At 64.9% G+C, this 26,926-nt stretch carries 25 protein-coding genes; 19 read left to right on the forward strand and 6 right to left on the reverse strand.

Annotated features, from left to right (window positions below):
- Positions 1-11 precede the first annotated feature (11 nt).
- A complete protein-coding gene (locus BN3266_RS10035; protein WP_044992824.1) occupies positions 12-1,166 on the reverse strand; it encodes a CapA family protein in 1,155 nt (384 codons plus the stop codon).
- A gap of 192 nt (positions 1,167-1,358) precedes the next feature.
- Between BN3266_RS10035 and BN3266_RS10040 the strand changes: the two genes are divergently transcribed.
- From BN3266_RS10040 to BN3266_RS10055, 4 genes are all read left to right on the forward strand, one after another.
- Positions 1,359-1,997: a Crp/Fnr family transcriptional regulator gene (locus BN3266_RS10040; protein ID WP_059005044.1), complete on the forward strand. Its 639-nt coding sequence runs from the start codon at positions 1,359-1,361 to the stop codon at positions 1,995-1,997.
- 111 nt (positions 1,998-2,108) lie between these two features.
- A complete protein-coding gene (locus BN3266_RS10045) occupies positions 2,109-3,122 on the forward strand; it encodes an ABC transporter substrate-binding protein (protein WP_059005045.1) in 1,014 nt (337 codons plus the stop codon).
- 85 nt (positions 3,123-3,207) lie between these two features.
- Complete coding sequence (locus BN3266_RS10050; RefSeq protein WP_195891618.1) at positions 3,208-3,891, forward strand: ABC transporter permease; 684 nt, start codon at positions 3,208-3,210, stop codon at positions 3,889-3,891.
- The gene (locus BN3266_RS10055) at positions 3,892-4,557 is read left to right on the forward strand and encodes an ATP-binding cassette domain-containing protein (protein ID WP_021659916.1); all 666 of its coding nucleotides are present in this window, start codon (positions 3,892-3,894) and stop codon (positions 4,555-4,557) included.
- Positions 4,558-4,625: 68 nt separating this feature from the next.
- Here the strand turns inward: BN3266_RS10055 and BN3266_RS10060 are convergent, their stop codons facing one another.
- Entirely contained in the window at positions 4,626-6,074 is a 1,449-nt protein-coding gene (locus tag BN3266_RS10060; RefSeq protein WP_059005047.1) for a M20 family metallopeptidase, read from the reverse strand.
- Between the two features lie 158 nt (positions 6,075-6,232).
- Between BN3266_RS10060 and BN3266_RS10065 the strand changes: the two genes are divergently transcribed.
- Positions 6,233-6,781: a flavodoxin family protein gene (locus BN3266_RS10065; protein ID WP_059005048.1), complete on the forward strand. Its 549-nt coding sequence runs from the start codon at positions 6,233-6,235 to the stop codon at positions 6,779-6,781.
- A gap of 59 nt (positions 6,782-6,840) precedes the next feature.
- Here BN3266_RS10065 and pap read toward each other — a convergent pair whose 3' ends face one another.
- The gene (gene pap / locus BN3266_RS10070) at positions 6,841-8,334 is read right to left on the reverse strand and encodes a polyphosphate:AMP phosphotransferase (protein WP_059005049.1); all 1,494 of its coding nucleotides are present in this window, start codon (positions 8,332-8,334) and stop codon (positions 6,841-6,843) included.
- A 271-nt stretch (positions 8,335-8,605) separates the two neighbouring features.
- Here pap and deoD point away from each other — a divergent pair, with 271 nt between their 5' ends.
- Complete coding sequence (gene deoD, locus BN3266_RS10075) at positions 8,606-9,316, forward strand: purine-nucleoside phosphorylase (RefSeq protein ID WP_059005050.1); 711 nt, start codon at positions 8,606-8,608, stop codon at positions 9,314-9,316.
- A gap of 74 nt (positions 9,317-9,390) precedes the next feature.
- Here deoD and BN3266_RS10080 read toward each other — a convergent pair whose 3' ends face one another.
- From BN3266_RS10080 to BN3266_RS10090, 3 genes are read right to left on the reverse strand one after another with little or no spacing between them, the layout of a single operon-like run.
- Positions 9,391-10,047, reverse strand: a complete 657-nt coding sequence (locus BN3266_RS10080) for a redox-sensing transcriptional repressor Rex (RefSeq protein ID WP_021659909.1) — start codon at positions 10,045-10,047, stop codon at positions 9,391-9,393.
- 14 nt (positions 10,048-10,061) lie between these two features.
- Entirely contained in the window at positions 10,062-11,225 is a 1,164-nt protein-coding gene (locus tag BN3266_RS10085; RefSeq protein ID WP_021659908.1) for an isocitrate/isopropylmalate family dehydrogenase, read from the reverse strand.
- A complete protein-coding gene (locus tag BN3266_RS10090; protein ID WP_059005051.1) occupies positions 11,222-13,171 on the reverse strand; it encodes an aconitate hydratase in 1,950 nt (649 codons plus the stop codon). The genes BN3266_RS10085 and BN3266_RS10090 overlap by 4 nt, the downstream gene beginning before the upstream one ends.
- A 270-nt stretch (positions 13,172-13,441) precedes the next feature.
- Here BN3266_RS10090 and BN3266_RS10095 point away from each other — a divergent pair, with 270 nt between their 5' ends.
- The 13 genes from BN3266_RS10095 (at position 13,442) to BN3266_RS10155 (ending at position 26,883) form a co-directional block, all read left to right on the forward strand.
- On the forward strand, positions 13,442-14,290 hold the full coding sequence (locus BN3266_RS10095) for a ClpP family protease (RefSeq protein ID WP_242861756.1): 849 nt from the start codon (positions 13,442-13,444) through the stop codon (positions 14,288-14,290).
- Positions 14,287-14,484 (forward strand): YlzJ-like family protein, encoded by a 198-nt coding sequence (locus BN3266_RS10100; RefSeq protein ID WP_059005052.1) that lies wholly within the window; start codon positions 14,287-14,289, stop codon positions 14,482-14,484. Before BN3266_RS10095 ends, BN3266_RS10100 begins: the two co-directional genes overlap by 4 nt.
- Before the next feature lie 186 nt (positions 14,485-14,670).
- A complete protein-coding gene (locus BN3266_RS10105; RefSeq protein ID WP_059005053.1) occupies positions 14,671-17,136 on the forward strand; it encodes an FtsK/SpoIIIE family DNA translocase in 2,466 nt (821 codons plus the stop codon).
- A gap of 82 nt (positions 17,137-17,218) precedes the next feature.
- On the forward strand, positions 17,219-19,165 hold the full coding sequence (locus BN3266_RS10110; protein ID WP_059005054.1) for a YgiQ family radical SAM protein: 1,947 nt from the start codon (positions 17,219-17,221) through the stop codon (positions 19,163-19,165).
- Positions 19,111-20,085 carry a ComEC/Rec2 family competence protein gene (locus BN3266_RS10115; RefSeq protein ID WP_059005055.1) on the forward strand — a complete coding sequence of 325 codons (975 nt, stop codon included), beginning with the start codon at positions 19,111-19,113 and terminating at the stop codon, positions 20,083-20,085. Before BN3266_RS10110 ends, BN3266_RS10115 begins: the two co-directional genes overlap by 55 nt.
- Before the next feature lie 4 nt (positions 20,086-20,089).
- Entirely contained in the window at positions 20,090-20,305 is a 216-nt protein-coding gene (locus tag BN3266_RS10120) for a DUF3006 domain-containing protein (protein ID WP_021659900.1), read from the forward strand.
- Positions 20,306-20,428: 123 nt separating this feature from the next.
- Positions 20,429-20,752 carry a hypothetical protein gene (locus BN3266_RS10125; RefSeq protein WP_059005056.1) on the forward strand — a complete coding sequence of 108 codons (324 nt, stop codon included), beginning with the start codon at positions 20,429-20,431 and terminating at the stop codon, positions 20,750-20,752.
- 249 nt (positions 20,753-21,001) lie between these two features.
- Positions 21,002-21,841, forward strand: coding sequence for a fumarate hydratase (locus BN3266_RS10130; protein ID WP_021659897.1), 840 nt, complete (start codon positions 21,002-21,004; stop codon positions 21,839-21,841).
- A 1-nt stretch (position 21,842) separates the two neighbouring features.
- A complete protein-coding gene (locus BN3266_RS10135) occupies positions 21,843-22,406 on the forward strand; it encodes a Fe-S-containing hydro-lyase (RefSeq protein ID WP_059005057.1) in 564 nt (187 codons plus the stop codon).
- 28 nt (positions 22,407-22,434) lie between these two features.
- Positions 22,435-23,418: a GntR family transcriptional regulator gene (locus BN3266_RS10140; protein WP_059005058.1), complete on the forward strand. Its 984-nt coding sequence runs from the start codon at positions 22,435-22,437 to the stop codon at positions 23,416-23,418.
- Between the two features lie 212 nt (positions 23,419-23,630).
- The gene (gene glmS / locus BN3266_RS10145) at positions 23,631-24,044 is read left to right on the forward strand and encodes a methylaspartate mutase subunit S (RefSeq protein ID WP_059005059.1); all 414 of its coding nucleotides are present in this window, start codon (positions 23,631-23,633) and stop codon (positions 24,042-24,044) included.
- Between the two features lie 15 nt (positions 24,045-24,059).
- Positions 24,060-25,448 carry a methylaspartate mutase accessory protein GlmL gene (gene glmL / locus BN3266_RS10150; protein WP_059005060.1) on the forward strand — a complete coding sequence of 463 codons (1,389 nt, stop codon included), beginning with the start codon at positions 24,060-24,062 and terminating at the stop codon, positions 25,446-25,448.
- Positions 25,432-26,883, forward strand: a complete 1,452-nt coding sequence (locus BN3266_RS10155; RefSeq protein ID WP_021659892.1) for a methylaspartate mutase subunit E — start codon at positions 25,432-25,434, stop codon at positions 26,881-26,883. Before glmL ends, BN3266_RS10155 begins: the two co-directional genes overlap by 17 nt.
- Positions 26,884-26,926 lie beyond the last annotated feature (43 nt).

The raw sequence follows: 26,926 nt of genomic DNA on the forward strand, positions 1-26,926 counted from the left end.
CTCCCCGGCGCTCAGGCGCCCGTCTTCAAGTAATTGCCGAAGGTGTTTTCCAGCTGTCGCTTGACGAATTGATAGCTAAAGCCGTTCCCGGCCAGCCCGTGGGCGGCGGCCTGGCTCTCGCTCCAGTCGGCGAAGGGGACGATGTGCAGGTTGGAAAAGCGGCTACCGAACTGGGTCACCGTGGGGATGAAGGAGAGCCCCTCCACCCGGGTCTCGCCGGTCTTCATGTCCAGGACCACGGTACAGTCCAAAAAGCCGCCGGCCATGTTGTAGTTGCCCTTCTGCGCCGAGACGAAGTTGCCCAGGGAGTAGATCACCGGCACCTGCCGCCCGTCGGCGGCCGTCAGCTCGGCGATGGGCTGCAGGACGTGGGGGTGGTGGCCCAGGATCAGGTCGGCCCCCCAGTCGGCCAGCTTCTGAGCCTCCTCTTTCTGGTAGGCGTTGGGGGTGTCCGACCCCTCGGCCCCCCAGTGGACGTTGACCACGATGAAGTCCGCCTGCTGGCGGGCCAGCTCCATCTGGCGGCGGATGGTCTCCTCGTCCTTGAGGTAGATGCCGCAGGTGTCGCCGCTGGAGCCCACGTTGGTCATCTCCATATAGCTCAAAAAGGCGAAGCGGATGCCGTTTTCCTCCCGGATGGGGATGTCGTCGTAGGACCCCCGCTCGTAGATGCCCGCCACCGTCACCGAGGGCAGGGCGTCAAAGACCCTTTTCGACTCGGCCAGCCCGGCGCTGCCCTTGTCGTACATGTGGTTGTTGGCGTAGCTGACCACGTTGAAGCCCAGCCCCTCCACCTGCCCAGCCAGCTCTTTGGGGGAGTTGAAGGCCGGGTAGCTGGAGAGGGGGTAGAGGTCGCTGGCCACCGGCACCTCCTGGTTGATGACGGCGATGTCCGCCTTGGCCACGATGGGGGCGATCTGCCGGTAGACCGGCCCGAAGTCGTGGTAGCCGCCGCTGCCCCGGGCGGCCGCCTGCTGGTAGATGACGTCGTGGATCAGGTTGTCCCCCACCGCCATCAGCCGCACCGAGAGGGTCATGTCCCGGCCGGCAAAGGCCTCCTCCATCGGGGTGGAGGGGGCGTTGGCGCTGGTGTCGCCGCCCCCGGCGCAGCCGGTGAACAAAAGGGCGCAGGCCAAGACCGCCGCCCAAATCCTGCCGTGTTTCATAGTGCTCCTCCCAAAAAGGGGAGGGCGGTTTTTGCCCGCGCGGCCGCCCTCCGGTATTTCCTCCCCAGTATAGGTCTTTTTGCGCCAAAATTCAACAATGCCCGCCATTTGCAGCTTGACTTTTTTCATCCAGAAGGGTACAATCAAAACTGTTTCAAATGAGACAATTCGCAGAGAGCAGGAGGGGAGCCAATGGAGGAGAGCATCCGCGCGGTCCTGCCGGGCTGCTTTCTCTTTGCCGGCGTGCCGGAGGGGGAGGCGATGGCCGCCCTCGCGGGCTGCGGCTCCATCAGGCGGTGCGAGCGGGGGGAGGTCGTCCTCTCGCCCCAGCGGTTCACCCCCATGCTGGGGGTGGTGCTGCAGGGCCGGTTGGAGGCCCGCAACGACCACGTCCTGCTGACGGTGTTGGGGCCCGGCCGCTGCTTTGGGGTGGCGGGGCTCTGGAGCGGGGCGGAGGAGTACGTCTCCACCGTGCGCGCCCAGAAAGAGAGCCTGCTCTACACCTTCAGCCGGGCGGACCTGACCGCCCTCTTCTCCCGCTGCCCCCAGACGCTGCAAAACTACCTGGCCTTTCTCTCCGACCGCATCGTCTTTCTCAACCAGAAAGTCGCCCTCTACTCCTGCCAGAGCGTAGAGGGGAAGGTCTATGCCTATTTTAAGCAGCAGGCGGCTGCGGGGTGCCCGCAGAAAATCAACTCCAGCGAGCTGGGAAGGCTGCTGGGGGTGGGGCGCGCCTCCCTCTACCGCGCCTTTGAGGCGCTGCAGGCCCGCGGCCTCATCCGCAAGGAGGGGAAGACGGTGACCGTCCTCCACGCCGAAGAGGTGCTGTGAGCGCCGCGGCGAACGGTGATTTTTACCGGCCCCCGCCCCGGGCGGGGCGACCGGCAAAATAGAGCATTTGCCCCCGGGCAAAGAAAAATATTTGTGTGAAGAGGTGCGAGTATGAAGAAACTGTTGGCACTCGCGCTGGCGTCCCTGCTCACCCTGAGCATGTTCGCCGGCTGCGGAAAAGAAAAGGGAGAGGCCGGCACCAGCGAGCCGAACGAGACCTACCAGTCGGTGGACATCAATGTGGCCGGGCTGAAAGGGCCCACCGGCATTGGCATGGTGCGGCTGATGGAGCAAAGCGCCGCCGGAGAGGCGGCGAACAAGTACACTTTTAGTCTGGCCAGCGCCCCCACCGAGATCGTCGGCAAGATCTCCTCGGGCGAGGTGGACATCGCCGCCGTCCCCACCAACCTGGCGGCCACCCTCTACCAGAAGACAAACGGCGGGGTCAAGCTGCTGGCGGTCAACACCCTGGGGGTCCTCTACCTGCTGGAGAAGGGCGACAGCATCCACTCCGTGGCCGACTTGAAGGGCAAGACCATCTACGCCTCCGGCCAGGGCTCCACCACCGAGTACGTCCTCAACTACCTGCTGGAGCAGGCGGGGATGACCGTCGGTGAGGACGTGAAGGTCGAGTACAAGGCCGACCACTCCGAACTGGCCGCCCTCATCGCCTCCGGCGAGGCCGACATCGCCCTGCTGCCCGAGCCCTTTGTCACCACCGTCACCTCGAAAAACGCCGACGTGCGGGTGGCCCTGGACATCACCGAGCAGTGGAAGAAGACCACCGGCGACAAGGAGCTGCCCATGGGCGGCATCATCGTCCGCACCGAATTTTTGGAGAAAAACCCCGCGGCGGTCGAGAAGTTCCTGGAGGAGTACAAGGCCTCGACCGAGTACACCGCCACCAACCTGGCGGAGACCGCCGCTCTGACCGAAAAGTACGACATCATGAAAGCCGACGTCGCCCAGAAGGCCATCCCCAACTGCAATATCGTCTACCTGGACGGCGCCGCCATGAAGGAGTCGGTCAAGAGTTTCTTCGACATCCTCTTGAAAGCCGACGCCAAATCCATAGGGGGAAAACTTCCCGATGACGCGCTCTACTACGAGAAAGCGGGCAACTAGCCCGCACCAAAAGAGAAGGGCCATCGCGAGCAAGGTCGGCGCCGTACTGGCGTGGGCCTTGCTCTGGTTTTTGGCCGCCCGCGCCGTGAACAAGCCGCTGCTGGTGGCCTCCCCCGGGGAGACGCTGCGGGAACTGCTCTCCCTGGCGAGGGACCCCGCCTTTTACCAGACGGTGCTGCGCTCGCTGGCGAGCATCCTGGGGGGCTTTTTCTCGGCGGTGGCCGCCGGCTGTCTGGTGGCCTGCCTCTCGCTGAAATCGACCTTTCTGCGGGCCTTTTTCGCCGTCCCCCTGGGGGTCGTCAAGGCCACGCCGGTGGCCTCCTTCATCATCCTGGCGCTGGTGTGGCTCAAGAGCAGCCACCTCTCCCTCTTCATCTCCTTTCTGATGGTCCTTCCCCTGGTGGCGGGCAACGTCTACCAGGGGCTGGTGGAGACCGACGGCAAGCTGCTGGAGATGGGGCGGACCTTTGGCTTTGGCCGGGTGGGCCTCTGGCGGCACATCTACCTGCCCTCCGCCATGCCCTATTTTCTGGCCGCCTGCAAGACCGGCCTGGGGATGGCCTGGAAGGCGGGGGTGGCGGCGGAGGTGTTGGGGATGGTCAGCGGCACCATCGGCCGGCAGCTCTACGACGCCAAAATCTACCTGGAGACCCCCAAGCTCTTTGCCTGGACGGCGGTGGTCATCCTCCTGAGCGTGGGGATGGAACGGCTGTTTTCCTGGCTGGTGGAGCGGTTGGGGGCGCACTGGCGGAAGAGGGAGGGCAGATAGATGTTGGTATCCTTTCAAAAGGTCTCCCTGCGGCTGGGGGAGAAGGAGGTCCTGCGGGACTTCTCACTGGATTTGCAGAACAAGGGCATCTACGGCGTTATCGGCCCCTCGGGCTGTGGCAAGACCACCCTCCTCAACCTGATACAGGGGTTTTTGCAGCCCGATGCGGGGGAGATCGCCCTCTTTTCTGACCGCATCAGCGCCGTCTTTCAGGAAAACCGGCTGCTGCCCTGGTACACCGTCTACCAAAACATCGCCCTGGCCGCCCGCCGCCCGGTGGGCCGGGAGGAGGTGGAGGCCCTTCTTCGCCGCCTCTGCATGCCGGGAGAACTGGACAGCCTGCCCGGCTCCCTCAGCGGGGGGATGGCCCGCCGGGTCGCCCTGGCGCGGGCCCTTCTCTCCGAAAGCGACATCCTCCTGCTGGACGAACCCTTCAAGGGGGTGGACATGGCCTGCAAGCGCCAGTGTGAAAAGACCCTGCAGGCCCTCAGCGGCGGCCGATTGACCCTGCTGGTCACCCACGACCCCGGCGAGGCGGCTGCCCTCTGCGACACCGCCATCCTGGTGGGGGGGAGCCCGCTGCGGCTGCGCCGGACCCTGCGCATCGACCCCCAGAGCCGGGGCCGCTCGGCCGAGGAGCTGCGCCGGCTGATGCTGGCGGAGTGAGCCCTGCCCCCCAAAGAAAAAAGGACCCGGGCCAGATGGCCCGGGCTCTTTTGTTGCGAATCTCGGTTTTAGCGCTTGGCGCTGGGGTCGATGACAGAGGGTTTGACCCCGGCGGGGATGGGGGGGATGTAGTGCCCGCCGTCCAGCCGGTCGCGCAGCTCCTCCTTGGCCGCCTCGATCCACTCGGGGTGGTGTATGAGGTCGACGGCCGTTCCGGCCAGCACCTTGCCGGCGTAGAGGGTCCCCTTGTGGGCGATCGAGCTCTTGCCCTGGGCGACCAACTGCCAGGAGTGACCCGGCGTGCCCGCGGCCATGGTGACTGCCGAAATTTGGGCGGTGGGGCAGACCCAGCTCACGTCCCCCACGTCGGTGGAGCCGGGCATGGCCGCCTCGACGTGGAAGTTGGGGACCACAAAGTCGTTGATGGGGCGGCCGCCGTGCTCCTTGGCAAAGGCGATCCCCTTGGCGCCCGCCGCCTGGGCCATGGCCATCAGGGTGTCGGACTTGCTCTCAAAACTCTTCTGCACGGCGGCGGCATAGGCGCGCTCCTCCTCGGTGTAGGAGGGGAGGGGGATCTCCCGCAGGTTGTCGTCCAGCTTTTCGGTGAGCAGGGTGTTGGGGACTAGGTTGGAACAGGCCTTGATGAACTGGGTCTCCAGCCGGGTGCCGGTCATCAGGGCCGCCCCCTTGGCGATGTCGCCCACCCGCTCGTAGATCTCCTGCACCTGCCCGGTCTTGGGGGCGCGGATGAGGTAGAGCACCTCGGAGTAGGGCTGCACCACGTTGGGGGAGTAGCCGCCGGTGTTGGTGATGGCGTAGTGGATGCGGGCCTCGGGGATGATGTGCTCGCGCAGGAACTGCACCCCGATGTTCATCAGCTCCACCGCGTCCAGGGCGCTGCGGCCCAGGTGGGGGCAGGCGGCGGCGTGGGCGCTGACCCCGTAGTAGCGGTAGCAGATCTGGTAGTTTGCCAGGGAGCTTGCGCTGTTGGCGGCGTTGGTGTCGCCGGGGTGCCAGGTCAGGGCGCAATCCAACTCGTCAAAGACCCCGTCCCGGGCCATGAAGGCCTTGCCGGAACCGCCCTCCTCCCCCGGGCAGCCGTAGTAGACGACAGTGCCGGGGAGGTGGCTTTCGGCCAGGTAGGCCTTGACGGCCGAGGCTGCGGCCAGGGAGCCGACCCCCAGCAGGTTGTGGCCGCAGCCGTGCCCGGGCGCGCCTTCGCACAGGGGGGTCTTTGCAAAGGTGTCGGGCTGCTGGCTGAGGCCGGAGAGGGCGTCGAATTCCCCCAGAAAGCCGATGACCGGCTTCCCCTCGCCCCAGCGGCCGAGAAAGGCGGTCTCGATGCCGGCGACCCCTCGCTCGACGGCGAACCCCTCCTCTTCCAGCGCCTGGCAGAGGACCTCGGCGGACCGGCGCTCCTGAAAGGCGGTCTCGGGGCAGTCCCAGACGGCGTCGCTCCAGGCGGCCAGCCGCTGGGCCATCCCGTCGATATGGGAACAGAGTGCGGATTTGTCCATGGTGGTGTTCCTCCTTCTCTCTTTCAATTGTCTCCATTATAGCACCAACGGCGGGCCCTGGGGGGAGGGGAGGCCGCCAAAAATCGACGGGGAGATATGGCGAACTTGCCAAGGCCCCCCCGGCGGGAGTAAGATAGGATACAGGAGGTGTATTGTCTGTGAAGATCTTGCTTTTGACCGGCAGTCCCCACAAGAAGGGGACCACCGCCGCCCTGGCGTCCGCCTTTGACCGGGGCGCTGCCGAGGCGGGCCACCAGCTGACCCGCTTTGACACCGCTTTTATGAAGATCGCCCCCTGTCTGGGCTGTGACCACTGCCGCAAAAACGGGGGCCGCTGTGTCCACGGGGACGGGATGGAGGAGATCCTGCCCGCCCTTCTGGAGGCCGACCTGGTCGTCCTGGTGACCCCCCTCTACTACTTTGGGATGAGCGCCCAGTTGAAGGCGGTCATCGACCGGTTTTACGCCGTCAACGCCGCCTTGCGGCAGAGCCCCAAAAAGGCGCTGCTGCTGGCTGCCAGCGGGGACGACGAGCCCGGGGTGATGGAGGCGCTGGTGCTGCACTACCAGGCGGTGCTCAGCTACCTGCACTGGGAGGATTGCGGCATGTTGCTCGCCCGGGGGATGTCCACCCCTGAGGACCTGGCAGGCACCCCCTACCTGTCGCAGGCGGAGGAGATGGGCCGCCGCCCCCTGGGGGAGCGGTAAGAGAAAAAAAGAGCGCGCCGCACCGGCTGTTCTGCCGGGGGCGGCGCGCTCTTTTTGCGCTATTTCAGCCGGTTTTCGATGGCGGCGATGAGGGTCTGCAGGGCCTTGATGCGGGCGAACTTCTTGTCGTTTGACTCCACCACCGTCCAGGGGGCGAAATCGGTGGAGGTGAACTGCAGCATGTCGTTGACCGCCGCCTCGTGCTGGTCCCACTTCTCCCGGTTGCGCCAGTCCTCGTCGGTGATCTTCCAGCGCTTTTCGGGGGTGTTCTGCCGGTCCTCGAACCGGCGCAGCTGCTCGTCCTTATCGATTTGCAGCCAGAACTTGACGATGACGGCGCCCCAGTCGGTGAGCTCCTTTTCAAACTCGTTGATCTCGTCGTAGGCCCGGGCCCAGTCGGCGGGGGTGCAGAAGCCCTCGACCCGCTCCACCATCACCCGCCCGTACCAGGTGCGGTCAAAGATGGTGATGTGCCCCCGCTTGGGCAGCCGGGTCCAGAACCGCCAGAGGAAGTGGCGGCCCAACTCCTCTTTGGAGGGGGCGGCGATGGGGACCACCTCGTACCCGCGGGGGTCGAGGGCGGCGGCCACCCGCTTGATGTTGCCCCCCTTGCCGGCCGCGTCCCACCCCTCGTAGGCGACGATGACCGGGATCTGCTCCTTGTAGAGGAGCCCGTGCAGCTTTTTCAGCTTGGCTTGGCACTTCTTCAGCTCTTCCTTGTAGATGGTGGGCTCCAGGGTGCGGTTGAGGTCGATGTCGCAGAGTTTTGGCGTCTCCACCAATGGAAAGCGGCTGGCGGGGATGCCGCCCTGGTAGGCGGTGGCCTGCGCGTCCCGCTCCGGCCGCTGGGCGATGGCCCGGCTGATCTCCTTGACCAGGGTCTGGTAGATGTCCGCCATGGCCACGTTGCGGTCCTCGCTGGCAATCACCCGCCAGGGGGCGCAGGGGGTGTCGGTCTGCTCCAACATCTCGTCGTAGATCTGGTAGAGGTCGTCGTAGCGGCGGTTTCTCTTCCAATCGGTCTTGGTGACACGCCAGCGGGTCGCCTTGCTCTCCTCCAGGGCGGAGAGCCGCTTTTTCTGCTCCTTCTGGCTGATGTGCAGGAAAAACTTGATGATCAGGTAGCCGTTGTCGGTGAGGGTGCGCTCGAAGTGGTTGATCTCCTCGATGCGGCGGGCCAGCTCTTTTTTGGGGAGGGCATTTTCCAGCCGGGCGGTGGACACCTCCTGGTACCAGCTGCGGTCGAAGATGGAGAACTCTCCGGCGATGGGGAGTTTCTGCCAAAACCGCCAGAGGAAGGGGTGGCGGGCCTCGGTCTCGTCTGGGTCGACGGTGGAGTAGACCTTGAAGCCGCGGGGGTCCAGGTTGAGGATGACGTCGGAAATCTTGCTGCCCTTGCCGGCGGCGCTCCACCCCTCAAAGAGGATGATGACCGGCACCTTGGCCTCCTTCATCTGCTGTTGCAGGGCGGAGAGGCGGGGCTTGAGCTGTCCCGCAATGGCCTTGTACTCCTCCTTCATCATGATCTTTTTTAGGTTGACCTTTTCCAGCATGACGGCACCTCCTGGCTGTTTGAAAAAGCGAATAATATTTTTTTGTATATTGGCTATATTTTAGCACTTTTGCCTCTTGGATACAAGGGAAATTGAGAGGGTGGGCCATTTTCGGCCGCCCCTGCAGAGGGAGGGGGGAATATACACAAATTTTCCAGTGAAAATGCACGGGAACGCCAAATCGCGGCAAGGCAGATTGCCACCGGCAAAAAAGAAGGGTATCATGGAAAAAAGCGCCGTGAGGCGCAGCCGAAAGGGGTTGTCTGTTGACATGAGCATGCACATTGCCGCAAAGGCGGGGGAGATCGCCCCCAACATCCTCCTTCCCGGGGACCCGATGCGGGCCAAGCACATTGCCGAGACCTATTTGAAGGATGCCGTCTGCTTCAACGAGATCCGGGGGATGTACGGCTACACCGGCACCTACAAGGGGCAGCGGGTGTCGGTCATGGGGACCGGCATGGGGATCCCCTCCATCCTCATCTACGCGACCGAGCTGGCCCGGGATTACGGCTGCAAAAAGATGATCCGCCTGGGGACCGCCGGCGCCTATTCCGAAAAACTGAAGGCCCTGGATCTGGTCCTCTCCCAGGCGACCAGCACCACCTCCGCCATCAACGACCACATCTTCCCCGGCCACTACGCCCCCTGCGCCGACTTTGAGCTGCTGGACAAGTGCTACCACATCGCCAGGGAGAGGGGACTGCCGGTCTATGTGGGCAACACCATCTGCAACGACCACCTCTACATCGACAACAAGGAGGAGTACAAGAAGGTCTGGGCCGACTACGGGGTCATCGCCTCGGAGATGGAGGGGGCGGGCCTTTACACCGTGGCCGCCCGCTATGGGGCCAAGGCCCTCACCGTCATGTCCATCGTCGAGACCTCCTTCAAGCCGGGGGCCAAGGGCGTCTCGGCAGAGGACAAGGAGAAAAACCTCAAGGACATGATCTTGCTGGCGCTGGACACCGCCATCGACTGACGGCAAAGAAAAAACAGGTGCGGATCCGTTCGCACCTGTTTTTTTGCGCCCTGCCGGCGGGGGAGGGAAGGGGCTTACTTTTCCCCCTCGTCCTCCTCCGGCCTGTTGTGGGTCACCTGGTAGCAGAGGGTCAGCAGGCTGTCCCCCAGATGGACGTTTTCCACCACCACATCACTGTGGTCGACCCGCAGGTCGTAGTGGCTGAAGTTCCAAAACCCGGTGATGCCCAGGTCCACCAGTTGGGGGGCCACCTTGGGGGCCGCCGTCTTGGGGATACAGAGGATGGCGATGGTGGGGTGGTTTTCCCGGCAGAAGGTCTCCAGCTCGCCGGTGGAGCGCACCGGCAGGCCGGCGATGATCTCGCCCGATTTCTGGGGGTCGGAGTCGAAGATCCCCACCAGGCGAAAGCCCCGCTTCTCAAAGTTCATGTGGGCGGCGATGGCGCTGCCCAGGTTGCCCGCGCCGATGAGGATGGTGTCGTGCATGGTGTCCACGCCGATGATCCGCCCGATTTCCCGGTGGAGCTGTTCGATGTTGTAGCCGTAGCCCTGCTGGCCGAAGCCCCCAAAACAGTTGAGGTCCTGGCGGATCTGCGACGCGGTGAGGTTCATCTTCTGGGACAGCTCCTTGGAGGAGATGCGCCCCACCCCGTTTTGCAGCAAGTCCCCCAGGAAGCGATAGTAGCGGGGGAGCCGCCGGATGACAGACAGGGAAACGCCGTTCTTTTTCACAAAAACACCCCGTTTTACAGCGACTGGATGGTGTCCATCACATAGTTGCCGAATTCTTCGCAGGTGCAGCCGGTATCGCGGCCGGTGCAGTGCATCTTCTTCTCTTCAAACATGCAGATGTCCAGCGCCCGCTCCAACTTGTCCGCCTCGGCCTGGTAGCCGATGTGGGAGAGCAGCAGCACGGCGGCCCGCAGCATGGAACAGGGGTCGGCGTAGATGTCCCGCCCCTCCTTCACCATCCGGGGGGCGGAGCCGTGAATGGCCTCGAACATGGCGTAGCGCTTGCCCAGGTTGGCGCTGCCGGCGGTGCCGACGCCGCCCTGGAACTCGGCCGCCTCGTCGGTGATGATGTCGCCGTAGAGGTTGGGGAGGACGAAGACCCGGAAGTCGCGGCGGCGCTTTTCGTCCACCAGCTTGGCGGTCATGATGTCGATGTACCAGTCGTCGGTGGCGATCTCAGGGTATTCCTGGGCCACCTTCTGGCAGATTTCCAAAAACTTGCCGTCGGTGGTCTTGATGACGTTTGCCTTGGTGACGATGGAGACCCGGCCCTTGCCGTTTTTGCGGGCGTAGTCGTAGGCCAGCCGGGCAATGCGCTCGGTCCCCTGGGTGGTGGTGACGGTGAAGTCCACCGCCAGGTCCTCGTCCACATTGACCCCCAGCGAGCCCAGGGTGTAGGCGCCCTCGGTGTTCTCGCGGAAGAAGGTCCAGTCGATGCCCTGTGCGGGCACCTTCACCGGGCGGACGTTGGCAAAGAGGTCGAGCTCTTTGCGCATGGCCACGTTGGCGCTTTCGATGTTGGGCCAGGGGTCGCCCTTGCGGGGGGTGGTGGTGGGCCCCTTGAGGATGACGTGGCAGGCCTTGAGTTCGGCCAGCACGTCGTCGGGGATGGCCTTGTTCTGGGCCACCCGGTTCTCGATGGTCAGCCCGTCGATCTCTTTAAAGACCACCCGGCCGGCCTTCACCTGGTCTTGCAGCAGGTAGGAGATGACCCGCTGGGCCTCGTGGGTGATGCGGGGGCCGATGCCGTCGCCGCCGCAGACGCCGATCACGATCTGGTCGAGGCCGCTGTAATCGACAAAGTCGCCCTGCTCCTTCATCCGCTGGATGCGCTCCAACTGGCCCTGTAAGACCTTGGCAAACTGTTCGGTTGCGGAGACCATTTTTTCTTCCATCATCTCATTGCCTGCCTTTCGCTCATTTTTTTGGTGTAGTCCAGCAGCCCGCCGCAGAGGAGCATCTCCACCTGCCGTTCGGACAGCTCCGCCCGCACCGCAAACTGGGTGCCGCGGGTGTTGTTTTTGACGGTGAGCCGGCCGCCCTCTTTCAGGGCGTCGATCAGCCCGGCGATCTCCAGCTCGTCGCCGAGGGAGAGGGCCTCGTAGTCCGCCGCCTCGGCAAACTCCAGGGGGAGGATGCCGGCGTTGACCAGGTTTGCCTTGTGGATGCGGGCAAAGCTCTGGGCGATGACCGCCTTGACGCCCAGGTAGAGGGGGGCGAGGGCGGCGTGCTCGCGGGAGGAGCCCTGACCGTAGTTCTGGCCGCCGACGATGATGCCGCCCTGTTTTTCCTTGCAGCGGGCGGGGAAGTCAGGGTCGCAGGCGGTGAAGCAGAACTCGCTGATTTTGGGGACGTTGGAGCGGTAGGGGAGGACCTTGGCCCCGGCGGGCATGATGTGGTCGGTGGTGATGTTGTCCCCCACCTTCAGCACCACCTCTTTTTTCAGGTGGTCGCAGAGGGGTTCGGTCTTGGGATAGGGCTTGATGTTGGGGCCGCGCACCACCTCCACCGCGCCGGCCTCTTCGGGGGCGGCGGGGGCGACCAACAGGTTGTCGTTGACCAAAAAGCGGGCGGGCATCTCGATCCCCCCCAGGTCGCCGATTTCGGTGGGGTCGCTGATGACCCCCTGCAGGGCCGACCAGGCGGCCGTCTCGGGGCTGACCAGGTAGACCTGGGCGTCGGCGGTGCCGCTGCGCCCCTCAAAGTTGCGGTTGAAGGTGCGCAGGGAGACCCCGCCCGACTTGGGGGACTGGCCCATCCCGATGCAGGGGCCACAGGCGCATTCCAGCACTCGGGCGCCGGCGGCGATCATATCGGCCAGGGCGCCGTTTTCCGCCAGCATGGTAAAGACCTGCTTGGACCCCGGGGAGATGGTGAGGCTGACGTTGGGGTGCACCGTCTTCCCCTTGAGGATGCGGGCCACCTTAAGCATGTCGTAGAGGGAGGAGTTGGTGCAGGAGCCGATGCAGACCTGGTCCACCGGGATGCCGCCCAGCTCCCCGACCGGCTTGACGTTGTCGGGGCTGTGGGGGCAGGCGGCCAGGGGCTCCAGCGCCCCCAGGTCGACGGTGAGCACCCGGTCGTAGCGGGCGTTGGCGTCGGGGGCGAGGGGGGTGAAGTCCCCCTCGCGGCCCTGGGCGGCCAAAAACTGGCGGGTGATCTCGTCGGAGGGGAAGATGGAGGTGGTGGCCCCCAGCTCGGCGCCCATGTTGGTGATGGTGGCCCGCTCGGGCACACTGAGGGTGGCGACCCCCTCGCCGGCATATTCGATCACCGCGCCGACGCCGCCCTTGACCGACAGTTCCCGCAAAACGGCGAGGATGATGTCCTTGGCGGAGACGCAGGGCCGCAGGGCCCCAGTGAGTTCCACCTTGATGACCCGGGGCATGGGGATGTAGTAGGCCCCGCCGCCCATGGCCACCGCCACGTCCAGCCCGCCGGCGCCGATGGCCAGCATGCCGATGCCGCCGCCGGTGGGGGTGTGGCTGTCCGAGCCGATGAGGGTCTTGCCCGGCACGCCGTAGCGCTCCAGGTGCACCTGGTGGCAGATGCCGTTGCCGGGGCGGGAGAAGTCCACCCCGATCTTTTTGGCCACCGTCTGGGTGTATTTGTGGTCGTCTGCGTTTTCAAAGCCCGACTGCAGGGTGTTGTGGTCGATGTAGGCGACCGATTTTTCGGTCTTGACCCGGGGGATGCCGATGGCCTCGAATTCCAAATAGGCCATGGTCCCGGTGGCGTCTTGGGTGAGGGTCTGGTCGATTTTCAGGCCGATCTCGCTGCCGGGCGCCATGTCGCCTGACAGCAGATGGGCGGAGATGATCTTTTCCGCGAGATTCTGTCCCACAAGCATCGTCCTTTCTGTGTTTTCCCCTATGTACTTTATAAAATAAGAAATCATGTACAAGTATAATCCCTCACCCCCTGTATTGTCAATTGGTTAACGATTACAAAATGAATTTCTGAAAATCAAATCCTGCAAAAATATCGGCCAACACATATCCCCAGCAAATCGGGAGAAAATAGATAAAAACAAGTGAGAATACCGACTTTGCGGACAGGACCGCCCAGCTGGCGGGTAAAAAATTTGCATAAAGTCAGAAAGGCGGAGGCATTTTTGAGCGAGAAAAACAAAAAACAGCAATCTTTGGTGAGCGGGGAGGAGCCGGCGGAGGAGGCGCAGGAGACCCAGGACGCCGCCCAGGCACAACAGGAACAGGCGCAGATCCTGAACATGGGGTCGGTGACGGTGCAAAAGGGCAGCTATACCATCCACTGTCTGACCATCATCGGCCAGATCGAGGGGCACTTCATCCTGCCGCCCCAGAACAAGACCACCAAATACGAACACGTCATCCCCCAACTGGTGGCCATTGAGGAGCGCGACGACATCGATGGGCTCATCGTCATCCTCAACACCGTGGGGGGCGACGTGGAGGCGGGCCTCGCCATTGCCGAATTGATTGCCGGGATGGAAAAGCCCACCGCCTCCCTGGTGCTCGGCGGCGGCCACTCCATCGGGGTGCCGCTGGCGGTGGCCGCCGGGCGCTCCTTCATCGCCCCCAGCGCCACCATGACCATCCACCCGGTGCGGATGAACGGGCTGGTGCTGGGGGTGCCCCAGACCTTTTCCTACTTCGAGCAGATGCAGGACCGCATCCTGAATTTTGTGGCCGGCAACTCCCGCATCGGCAAGGAGCGGTTCAAGGAGTTGATGATGACCACCGGCGAACTGGTGATGGACGTGGGGACGGTGCTGGACGGGGAGCGGGCCACCCAGGAAGGGCTCATCGACGAGCTGGGCGGCCTCAAAGAGGCCATGAACTACCTCTACCGGGAGATCGAATCCCGCCGCAAAGACGCGCCCGAGGGCGGGGAGGAGACCAAAAAAGAGCCGGCCACCCGCAAAAAGGGGAAAAAAGAGGAGAGCGCCCCCGCAAAAACAGGGAAGAAGGCGAACAAATGATTTTACACACCCCGGTCCCTTGTGGTATGATAATGGAGACTTTGGCCGCCGCCCCGCCGCCGGAATACTGCCGGTCGGGCGGCCAGCTCTGCCAGGTGTCGGGCGGCCGGGTGGAGCGGCTGATCTCCACCGACCCCAATGCCTTTTTAGAGCCTGGATTTCAGCCCGGCGTCCCCCTGGCGCCGGACCGTTGATTCGGTCTTTCCCGCCGCCCCGCCCGCCGGGAGCGGCCTACATAAAACGGGTTTTTGAAGGGCCGCCGGCCCCCTTTTTGGCCGGCTGGGTGGGACAGGCCCCCGCTTTTTGCGCGGGGCCCCAATAGCAAACGATTTGCCCCCTCTGCGCCAGCGCAGGGCAGGGGCTTGATTTGAGGAGTTTTCATGGCAACGAAGCGCACAACCGGAAAGCGGGCGGCCCCCAAGTCGGGCGCCGCCCAGAAAAACAAACTCTTTCGCCAGCAGATGGCGGCGGTCATCGCCTTTGCGGTGGGGCTGCTGCTGACCTTTTTGGCCCTGGTGGGCGGGCTGAATGTCTGGAATGCCCTGCACAAGTTCCTCTTCGGCCTCTTCGGGCTGGCGGCCTACCTGGTGGGGCCTTTGGTGGTCTACATATCCGGCTCCTCGGCGCTCAAAAAGCGCTCGATCGTCAAACCCATGCTGCTGGGGGCCCTCTTTCTGGCCTTTCTCTGCGGGGCCATCCAGCTCCTCTTTGCCCCCGAACTGCTGGGCAACAACTTCTTTGACAAATTTCTCAACCTCTACGCCATGGGGGCGGCCAAGCGGGGCGGCGGTCTCGCCTTCTGCCTGCTGGGCTGGCCGCTGCTGTCCATGTTCGGCAAGACCGGCGCCGTTCTCACCATGGGGATCGCCGCCTTCGTCATTTTGATGTTCATCAGCGGCAAGACTTTGCTGGACCTGCACCAGAGCGTGCAGAAGCCGGTCCGCCAGGCAAAGGAGATGGTGGCCGAGCGGATGCAGCGGGGCGCAGCCAACATCGATGTGGACATCGGCGGCCCCCGCCCCATCGACATCCCCCTGGGGCCCGACGAAGAGCGCCCCGCCCCCCGGCGCAAAAAGGAGAAGGCGGCCCCCGCCCTTCCCCCGCAGGAGCCGGAGGAGGCCCTGCCCCTGCCCGACCCCGCCCGCCGCCAGGAGGACGAGGACGCCCTTGACGCCCTGGTGCAAAAAATCGTAAACGGCGGCGCTCCCGCCCCCCAAAAGGAGGAGCTGGACCCCGCCGAGATCTTCACCTTTACCGCCCCCGACATCAAGCCCGCCTCGGCCGTCGTCCCCGGCGGGGAAGAAGAGTCGCCCGCTTCCGAAGGGGAGGGGGAGGAGGGAGAGCCCTTCGCCGCCCCCGAAGAGGAAGAGGAGGAGGCCCCCGCCTACAACTACCCCTCGGTGGGGCTGCTCGATCCGCCCCCCGCTGAAAACAACCGGGACATCTCCCGCGAGCTCAAGCAAAACGGGGAGCGGCTGGTGGACACCCTCAAGAGTTTTGGGGTGCAGACAAAAATCATCAACATCAGTCGGGGGCCGGCAGTGACCCGGTACGAATTGCAGCCCAATGCCGGCGTCAAGATCAGCAAGATCACCAACCTGGCCGACGACATCGCCCTCAACCTGGCGGCCTCCGGCGTCCGCATCGAGGCGCCCATCCCCAACAAGGCGGCGGTGGGCATTGAGGTGCCCAACAAGAACACCAGTGTGGTGGGCATCCGGGAGATGCTGGACTCCCCGGCCTTCCGGGATGCGGGCAGCGCCCTCTCGGTGGCCCTGGGCAAGGACATCGCCGGCAACGTCAAGGTGGCCGACATCGGCAAGATGCCCCACGTGCTGATTGCCGGCGCCACCGGTTCGGGCAAGTCCGTCTGCATCAACTCCATCATCCTGAGTTTGCTCTACAAGTCCTCCCCCGAGGAGGTGCGGCTGCTGATGGTCGACCCCAAGGTGGTGGAGCTGGGGGTCTACAACGGCATCCCCCACCTGCTGGTCCCGGTGGTCACCGACCCCCACAAGGCGGCCGGCGCCCTGGGGTGGGCGGTGACCGAGATGCTCAACCGCTACAAGCTCTTTGCGGCCAACAACGTCCGCGACCTGGGCGGTTACAACAAGCTCTGCGAGAGCCGGGGGGAGAAGCCCCTCTACCGCATCGTCATCATCATCGACGAGCTGGCCGACCTGATGATGGCCGCCCCCGGCGAGGTGGAGGACAGCATCTGCCGCCTGGCGCAGATGGCCCGCGCCGCGGGGATGCACCTGATCATCGCCACCCAGCGCCCCTCGGTGGACGTGATCACCGGCGTCATCAAGGCCAACATCCCCAGCCGCATCGCCTTTGCCGTATCCAGCCAGGTGGACTCCCGCACCATCCTCGACGGGGCGGGGGCCGAAAAGCTGCTGGGAAGGGGGGACATGCTCTACTTCCCGGTGGGGGCCTCCAAGCCCACCCGCATCCAGGGCTGCTTTGTCACCGACGAGGAGATAGAGCGGGTGGTCGAGGCCATCAAGCCCGACACCCCCAAGACCTATGACGAGCAGATCATCGAGGAGATCGACAAGCAGGCCGCCGCCGAAAAGGGCAAGGGCTCGAATGGCGGCAGCGGGGAAGAGGGGGACGACATGCTCCCCGACGCCATCGAGGTGGCGGTGGACGCCGGCCAGATCTCCACCTCCATGCTGCAGCGCAAGTTGAAATTGGGCTATGCCCGGGCCGCCCGCATCGTGGACGAGATGGAGGAGCGGGGGATCATCGGCCCCTTCGAGGGCTCCAAGCCCCGCAAGGTGCTCATCAGCCGGCAGCAGTGGCTGGAGATGTGCGCCAACCAGGACGCCCTCGAGCACTAGAGAAAAAGGACAGTACGGCAGGTAGGGGGCATCCCTCTGCCCGCCTTCTGCTGTGCGGCACCGCCCGCCGGAAAGGACACCCATGAACGATTTTCTGCCCATCAGCCGCGCCGAGATGGAGGAGCGGGGATGGACCCAGCCCGACTTTGTCTACATCTGCGGCGACAGCTATATCGACCACCCCAGTTTTGGCTGCGCCATCATCACCCGGGTGCTGGAGAGCGCCGGCTACAAGGTGGCGATCCTCTCCCAGCCGGATGTGGAGGAGGACGCCCCCTTCACCCAGTTCGGCCGGCCCCGCCTGGGCTTTCTCATCTCGGCGGGGAACGTGGACTCGATGGTCAACCACTACACCGTGGCCAAAAAGCGCCGCGCCACCGACTTTTACACCGCCGGCGGGGTGATGGGCAAGCGCCCCGACCGGGCCACTATCGTCTACTCCAACATCGTCCGCCGCCTCTATCCCGAGGCGCCCATCCTCATCGGCGGGGTGGAGGCATCCATGCGCCGCTTCGCTCACTACGACTACTGGGACAACGCCGTTCGCCCCAGCATCCTGCAGGACGCAAAGGCCGATCTGCTCCTCTACGGCATGGGGGAACACCAAATCGTCGAGGTGGCCGACCGCCTGGCGGCGGGGGAGCCGGTGACGGCCATCCGGGACGTGCGGGGCACCTGCTATTTTGCCGACCGGAGCGAGCTGCCCGACGGCTATGTGGAGTGCGCCAGCTTTGAAAAGGTGCGGGAGAACAAGCGCAGCTATGCCAAGGCCCAGGCCATTCAGTACAACGAGTGCGACTGCGCCACCGGCCACCTGCTGGTGCAAAAGCACGGCGACCGGGTGCTGGTGGCGACGCCTCCCTCCCGCCCCCTGGCGAGGGAGGAGCTGGACCGGGTCTATTCGCTGCCCTACCAGCGCACCTACCACCCCGTCTACGAGGCGCTTGGCGGGGTGCCCGCCATTGCGGAGGTGGAGTTCTCCATCATCCACAACCGGGGCTGCTTCGGCGGCTGCAACTTCTGCGCCATCGCCGTCCACCAGGGGCGGCACGTCACCAGCCGCTCGGCCGAGTCGGTGCTGGAGGAGGCGGAGCGGATGACCCACAACCCCCGCTTCAAGGGGTATATCCACGACGTGGGGGGACCCACCGCCAACTTCCGCGGCCCCTCCTGCGACGGGCAGCTGGAGCGGGGGATGTGCAAAAACGGCCGCAAGTGCCTGGCCCCCACCCCCTGCCCCAAACTCAAGGTCGACCACCGGGAGTACGACGACATCCTGGAGCGGATGCGCCGGATCCCCGGCATCAAAAAGGTGTTTGTCCGCTCGGGCATCCGCTTTGATTACCTGAACCTGGACAGGGACCAGACCTTTTTTGACCATCTGGTGAAATACCATGTCTCCGGCCAGTTGAAGGTGGCCCCCGAAAACTGCAGCGACCGGGTGCTGCGGGCCATGGGCAAGCCGGGCATTGCCAGCTACCGCAAGTTCCAGCGGGCCTTCTACCAAAAGACCAAGCAGATCGGCAAGAAGCAGTACCTGGTGCCCTATCTCATGAGTTCCCACCCGGGCAGCGGGCTCAAAGAGGCCATCGACCTGGCCCTCTTTTTGAAGGAGGAGGGGCTGCGCCCCCAGCAGGTGCAGGACTTTTACCCCACCCCCTTCTCCATCTCCACCTGCATGTACTACACCGGGATGGACCCCTTTACCCTGGAGGAGATCTACGTGGCCACCGACCCCCACGAAAAGGCCATGCAGCGGGCGCTGATCCAGTATTTCCTGCCCCAAAACCAGCAGTTGGTGCTGGAGGCGCTCAAGCGGGCGGGCCGCTGGGACCTCATCGGCTTTGGGCCCGAGTGCCTGGTCAAGCCCGACGCCAAGACCGCCGCCGCCCTGCGGGCGCGCCGGCAGGCCCAGGGGGAGAAGCGGGGCCAGAGCAGGCGGCCGGCCGGCCGCCAGAAGGGAGGGCGTGAGCCGTGGCACAGCGCAAAACCGTCCGCAGGACGACCAAAAAGCAAAAAGAAAAGATAAAAAAGGCCCTGTTGGGGGTGCTGGTCAGCCTGGTGGCCCTGGTGCTGGTGGTGCTGGGGGTGGACCCGGAGTGGCTGGGCGCCATCCCCGGCGGGAACGACCTGTTGACCAGCCTCGGTCTCTCGGACATCTCCATCCCCGAGGGGGAGGCATCGGTCCACTTCATCGACGTGGGGCAGGGGGACGCCTCCCTCATCCTGGTGGACGGGCACGCCGTCCTCATCGACGGGGGCGAAAACGACAAGGGCGACACGGTGGTGAACTACCTAAAAAACCAGGGGGTGGAAAAGCTCGACCTCATCGTCGCCACCCATCCCCATTCCGACCACATCGGCGGGCTGGACGTGGTGATGGCCGCCATCCCCACCGACACCCTGCTGATGCCCCGTCTGCCCCAGACCCAGCTGCCCACCACCAAGACCTACAAAGACCTGCTCACCCAGGCGGCCGAGAGCCAGGTCAAGGTGGTGTACAGCGAGCCGGGACAGCAGCTCACCTACGGCGACGGCCGGCTGACGGTGCTGGGGCCGCTGGAGGGGTATGACGACCTGAACGACACCTCGGCCGTGGTCCTCTTTCGCTACGGCAGCCAGCGCTTCCTCTTTACCGGGGACATGGAGACAAAGGCCGAAAAGGACCTGCTGGAGGAGTACGGGGCCGGAGAGCTTGGGGCCCAGGTGCTCAAACTGGGGCACCACGGCAGCAGCACCAGCACCTCGGCGGCCTTTTTGGACAGGGTGGACCCCGAGATCGCCGTGGCCTGTGTGGGGGCGGGCAACTCCTACGGCCACCCCCACCAGGAGACGGTGGACCTGCTGGCCAATCGGGGCGTCCGCTTTTTGCGCACCGACCTAAACGGCACCATCGTCTTTTCCACCGACGGCAGCAATCTGGATGTCGTCTGCCAGAAGGGGGAGTGAGGGGATGTTTTACAGTGTGGACCGCATCGAGGGCCCCCTCGCCGTTTTGCAGGACGACGAGGGCGAAAACCGCACCGTCCCCCTGGCGGAGCTGCCGGAGGGCCTGCGGGAGGGGGACGTCCTCTGCCGGGAGGGGGAGAGCTGGCGCCCCGCCCCGGAGGAGCGGGACCGCCGCCGCGCCGAATTGCAGGCGCTGCTGGACCGGCTGACCGGAAAATAGCGGATGTGGGAGGGAGCAGGTTTTCTGCTCCCTCCCTTTTTGCCGCTGACTTTTGTCGGGAGAGGTGCTATAGTGAAAGGGGAAAGGGACGCGGTCTGTAAAGGGAGAGGGGAGGCGGCTCGGATGGAGAGAAAACCGCTGCAAAAACAGCCGGACAGAGCTTTTTTGCAGTTTGCCAGGTGGGTGTCGGGCGCCCCCTTCTTCGGGCTGGCCGCCGCCTGTGGGGCCGCTGCCGTCTTGCTGCTGCGGGGTGGGGAGTGGTCGCTGTCCACAGCCCTCTACCTCGCCGTCCCCCTGGCGGGGATGCTGGTACTCTACGGCGTTTTGGCGGCCGTCGCCAAGGCCCGGTACGGCCTGAAGATCCCCCTTCTTCCCCGGGTGCTGCGGCTGCCCGCCCTGCTCCTGGCGGCGGCGCTGGCTGCCCTCTGCATTGCCCTGGCCCGCTGAAAAGAGGGGAGAGGGCGGAGCGATGGAAGCAAACGAAAAAAAGAAATTCTCGCCGTCGGCCTTTTTAAGAAAAGGGCCGGCGGCTGTTTTCTTTTCTTCCCCCTGTTTTTTCGCCGGGGGCTTGCAATGGAGAGAGATTGTGATACCATAGAGGTAAATTGAACTATATCATTTCGACAGAGGCAGCCCAGAAAAGGGAAGGGCCGCCCTGCCGTCTGCGCCGGGGCGCAGCGAAAGGAATGGGGTTTTATGAGAGAGATCGAAGCTGCCCGGATCACCCAGGTGGTCAAGCGCCTCTGCATCGAGGCCAACTGCCGTCTGCCGGAGGATGTGCAGGAGCGCATCCGCGCCTGCCGCGCCTGCGAGGACGGGGAGACCGCCTGCGGCATCCTGGACAAGATCATCCAAAACTACGAGATCGCCGGGGCCGAAGGGGTGCCCATCTGCCAGGACACCGGCATGGCCTGCGTCTTTTTGAAGATCGGGCAGGAGGTCCACATTGCCGGCGACCTGCGCGCGGCGGTGGACGAGGGGGTGCGCCAGGGGTACGCCGAGGGGCGGCTGCGCAAATCGGTGGTGCGCGACCCGCTGGACCGGGTCAACACCGGGGACAACACCCCGGCCCTCCTCTACTGCGAGCTGGTGCCCGGCGAACAGATCGAAATCACCGTGGCCCCCAAGGGCTTTGGCAGCGAGAACATGAGCCAAATCAAGATGCTCAAGCCCTCCGACGGGCTGGACGGGGTGCGCGACTTCGTGTTGCAGGTGGTGGAGGACGCCGGCCCCAACCCCTGCCCCCCCATCGTGGTGGGAGTAGGGGTCGGCGGCAGCTTTGACAAGGCCGCCCTGCTGGCCAAACAGGCCCTGATGCGGCCCCTCGACCAGCGCAGCCAAAGCCCCTTCTACGCCGGGCTCGAGGAGGAGCTGCTGGAAAAAATCAACCAAAAGGGGATCGGACCCCAGGGCTTTGGGGGCAAGACCACCGCCCTGGCCGTCAACATCGAGACCATGCCCACCCACATTGCCGGGCTGCCCTGCGCGGTGAACATCAACTGCCACGTGACCCGCCACAAGACGGAGGTGCTTTGAGATGGAGAAGAAGATCACCACCCCCCTGACCCGCGAAGCCGCCCGCCAGCTGCGCTGCGGCGAGAGCGTCCTCATCAGCGGGGTCATCTACACCGCCCGCGACGCCGCCCACAAGCGGCTGGTGGAGCTGGCCGAAAAGGGCGACCCCCTGCCCTTTGATATCGAAAACGCCACCATCTACTACGTGGGGCCCACCCCCGCCCAGGAGGGCCGCCCCATCGGCTCGGCCGGCCCCACCACCAGTTACCGGATGGACGCCTATTCCCCCACCCTCATCGCCCTGGGCGAGACCGGGATGATCGGCAAGGGGAAGCGGGGCCCCGAGGTGATCGCCGCCATGAAGGAGCACGGCGCGGTCTACTTTGGGGCCATCGGCGGGGCGGGGGCCCTGCTGGCCCGCTGCGTCAAGAAGGCCGAGATCGTGGCCTACGAGGACCTGGGGGCCGAGGCCGTCCGCCGGTTGGAGGTGGAGGATTTCCCCGCCGTGGTGGTCATCGACTCCACCGGCAAAAACCTCTATGAGACCGGGCGGGCGGAGTACCTGGCCGCTCGCGACGGAAAGTGAGACAGCGAAAAAGGGGAGGAGGACGCCCATGGAGATAGAGCTCAGGCAGGGGAACCAGGTCCCCGTCTACCGCCAGATCGCCGAGGCCGTCGCCGGCCAGATCGCCGATGGCCGGCTGGCCCCCGGCGACAAACTGCCCACCGTCCGCCAGCTGGCCGAGGAGACCGGCCTGGCCCAGGGGACCGTCAAGCACGCCTACGACGAGCTGGAAAAAGAGGGGCTCATCGAGATGGTGCAGGGCCGGGGGACCTTTGTCCGGGGGCGGGAGGAGAGCGCCTCCGGCGGCCGCAAGGATTTGGCGATGGCGGCCATCGACGCCCTGCTGGACCGGATGGAGGAGTTGGGCTTTTCCAGCCGGGAGAGCGAGATCTTCTTCTCCCTCAAGCTGCGGGAGCGGGAAGAGGGGTATGAGCAGGTGCGGCTGGCCCTGGTGGACTGCAACACCGAGGCCCTCTCCCAGATGGCCGACCAGCTCTCCCGGGTGGCGGACGTGGACGTCTACCAGTTCCTGCTGGGCGACGTGCTGGACGCCCCCTACAAAATCGGCGACCACGAGGACTTGGTCATCACCACCTCCACCCACTTCCACCAGCTCTCCCAGGCGGTGGGAGGGCGCTGCCGGCTGGTGCGGGTGGTGCTCTCCCCCTCCAACCAGACCCTGACCGCCCTGGCCCGCGCCCCGGAGGAGGGGCGAGTGGGCATCCTCACCGCCAGCGACAAGTTCGGGCGGATCATTCGCCGCAGCTGCACCGCCCTGGGGATCGACAGCGGCCGGGTGGACGCCCGCCTCTTCGGCGAGGAGGGGGTGCGGTCCTTTGTGGAGGGACACCCCGTCCTCATCCTCCCCCCCAACTACAACCGCTTCTGCTCAAAGGAGGAGGGGGAGTGGGTGCGCGCCGCCGCCCGGGCCGGGCAGACGGTCATCCGCTACGACTACCTGGTGGACGGCGGCTCCCTCCTCGCCATTGAGGAGCAGATCGAAGAGGTGCGCCGGGGCAAAAAGGGCCGCTAAAGACGGTTTTAAAGAAAAAGAGGGAAATGAACTAGTTCATTTCCCTCTTTTTTTGCGTATAGATGGAGAAACATCCAAATTAGCCAAAAGAAAGCCGGGATTTTCTCCCTTATTCTCCGGAAAAAGGGAGGCGATTCGGTTGATTTATGATATATAACAATATATATTATAGATATAGTTCAAATCAAATTTGCGAAAGCAAGGGGTGCGAAATGGAACAGAAAACTTTGGTCATCGGGGTGATCGGGGCGGACGTCCACGCCGTGGGCATCAAGATCCTCGACCACGCGTTCACCGACGCGGGGTTCAATGTCATCAACCTGGGGGTCATGGTCTCGCAGGAGGAGTACATTGCCGCTGCCATCGAGTCGGATGCAGACGCCATCGTGGTCTCCTCCCTCTACGGGCACGGCGAGCTGGACTGCCGGGGCCTGCGCCAGAAGTGCGACGAGGCGGGGCTGGAGGGCATCCTCCTCTACGTGGGGGGGAACATCGTGGTGGGCAAGCAGCCCTTTGAGGGCGTGGAGCGCCGGTTTTTGGCCATGGGCTTTGACCGGGTCTTTCCCCCGGGCACCTCGCCGGAGACCACCATCGCCTCCCTCAAAAAAGACCTGGGCGTCGAGTGAGAGGGTGAGGGAGCGATGCGACCGATCCTCTTGATCGACTTTGGAAGTACATACACCAAGGTGACCGCCGTCGACGTGGACGCGCCCGCCCTGCTGGGCACCGCCTCCAGCTACACCACCGTGCAGACCGACGTGGGGGAGGGGCTCGCGCGGGCGGTGGCGCAGCTGGAAGGGCAGACCGGCAAGCTGGACTACGCCGAGCGCTACGCCTGCTCCTCCGCCGCCGGCGGACTGCGGATGGTCACCTGCGGGCTGGTGCCCGAGCTGACGGCCGAGGCCGCCAAGCAGGCCAGCCTGGGGGCGGGGGCCAAGGTGGTGGGGGTCTACTCCTACCAGCTCACCGAGGACGACCTGGACGAGATCGCCGCCGCCCGGCCCGACATCGTCCTCCTCACCGGGGGGACCGACGGGGGGAACCGGGACTGCATCCTCCACAACGCGGAGATGCTGGCCGGGGTCCCCGGCGACTTCCCGGTGGTGGTGGCGGGGAACCGCGCCGCCGCCCGCGGCTGCCAGCGGCTGCTGGCCCAAAAGGAGACCCTGCTGTGCGAAAATGTGATGCCCCGCTTCGGGGTGCTCAACATCGATCCCGCACAGCAGAAGATCCGCGACATCTTCCTCGACCGCATCATCCGGGCCAAGGGGCTCTCCCAGGCCTCGGAGCTGGTCTCGGGCATCCTCATGCCCACCCCCTCGGCGATGCTGGCCGCCATGACATTGCTGGCCGACGGCCTTGAGGGGGAGCCCGGCATCGGCGAACTGCTGGCGGTCGACCTGGGGGGCGCCACCACCGACGTCTACTCCATTGCCAGCGGGATGCCCAAGCAGCTGGACACCGTCTACAAGGGGCTGCCCGAGCCCTACGCCAAGCGGACGGTGGAGGGGGACATCGGCATGCGATACAGCATCCACGGCATCCTCGAGGCCGCCGGGCTGGACCGGGTGGCCCAGCTGGCCGAACTCCCCCCCGAGACGGTGCGGCAGATGGTGGAGGACCTGGCCGCACACACCGACAAACTGCCCGACAGCGCGGCGGGCCGACAGCTCGATTTTGCCCTGGCGTCCCTGGCGGTGGAGACCGCTGTGGCCCGCCACGCCGGCACCATCGAGCAGACCTACACCCCGGTGGGGCTGACCTACGTGCAGACCGGCAAGGACCTGAGCGACGTGCGGCGGATCATCGCCACCGGCGGCGCCCTCATCCACGCCCCCCGGCCGGAGGAGGCGGTGCGGCACGCCCTTTGGAGCCCGGCCGACCCCATCTCCCTGCGGCCCAAACAGGCGCAGGTGTGGGTGGACAGACACTACATCCTGGCGGCCATGGGCCTGTTGGCCGAACACCACCCCAAAGCCGCTTTACAGATGATGAAGAGGGAGTTGACCTGCGATGGAAATTCAAAATAAGCGGATCGAAGACGGCGCCTTTCAGCAAATTCGCCAAGAGGTGCTGGGCCAGTGGCCCACCGGCAGGGAGGTGGACTTGCAGGAGGCCTTTGACTTTCACCGCAAGCTGCCCGAGAGCAAGGTGTTCTCCCGCAAGCTGAGCCAGGCCAAAAGAGAGGGGAAGACCCTCATCCAGCCCCGGGCGGGGGTCGCCCTCATCAAGGAGCACATCGAGCTGTTGACCTACCTGCAGGACAAGGGGGAGGCGGACCTGCTCCCCACCACCATCGACAGCTATACCCGGCAAAACCGCTATGAGGACGCCGAGAAGGGGATCGTCGAGTCGGCCAAGAGCCAGAAGTCGATGCTCAACGGCCTGCCGGCGGTCAACCACGGGGTGGCCGGCTGCCGCCAAATCATCCAGAGCCTGGACATCCCGGTGCAGATCCGCCACGGCACCCCCGACGCCCGCCTCCTCACCGAGATCTGCTACGCCGCCGGGTTCACCAGCTACGAGGGGGGCGGCATCTCCTACAACGTCCCCTACGCCAAGAACGTGCCGCTGGAGCGCACCATCCTCGACTGGCAGTACTGCGACCGGCTCACCGGCCTCTACGAGGAGGCGGGCATCCCCATCAACCGCGAGCCCTACGGCCCCCTCACCGGCACCCTGGTGCCCCCCTGCATCTCCCACGCGGTGGCCATCATCGAGAGTTTGCTGGCCGCCGAACAGGGGGTCAAGAACATCACCGTGGGCTACGGCCAGTGCGGCAACCTGGTGCAGGACGTGGCCGCCATCCGCACCCTGGAAGAGCTGACCGACGAGTACTTGGAGAAGTACGGCTACACCGATGTGGAGGTCACCACCGTCCTCCACCAGTGGATGGGCGGCTTCCCGCAGGACGAGGCCAAGGCCTTTGGCGTCATCTCCTGGGGGAGTGCGGCCGCGGCCCTGGCCAAGGCCACCAAGGTCATCGTCAAGACCCCGCACGAGGCCATGGGCATCCCCACCATGGAGGCAAACGCCCAGGGGCTGCGCTGCACCAAGCAGGTCATCTCGATGCTCAGCGACCAGACCCTCACCGCCGCCGGGCTGGAGGAGGAAAAGCAGATCATCGCCGCCGAGACCCGCTGCATCGTCGACAAGTGCTTTGAACTGGGCGGGGGAGACATCGCCCTGGGGGCGGTGCGCGCCTTCCAGGCCGGGGTGCTGGACGTCCCCTTTGCCCCCAGCCGCTTCAACGCCGGCAAGATGCTCTCGGCCCGGGACAACGACGGGGCCATCCGCATCCTGGACGCGGGGGCCGTCCCCCTCTCGCCCGAACTGGTGGACTACAACCGCAAAAAAATCGAGGAGCGGGCGGCCTTTGAAAAGCGCAAGGCGTCTTTTCAGATGGTCATCGACGACGTCTACGCCATCTCCAAAGGCCGGCTGGTGGGCCGCCCCTGGAGATAGGGCAGAGTGGGCAGAAAAACGCGACAGACAGCTGAGAGCAGGA

It is taken from the genome of Bittarella massiliensis (ex Durand et al. 2017) (assembly GCF_001486165.1).
Taxonomy (GTDB): Bacteria; Bacillota; Clostridia; order Oscillospirales; family Ruminococcaceae; genus Bittarella; species Bittarella massiliensis.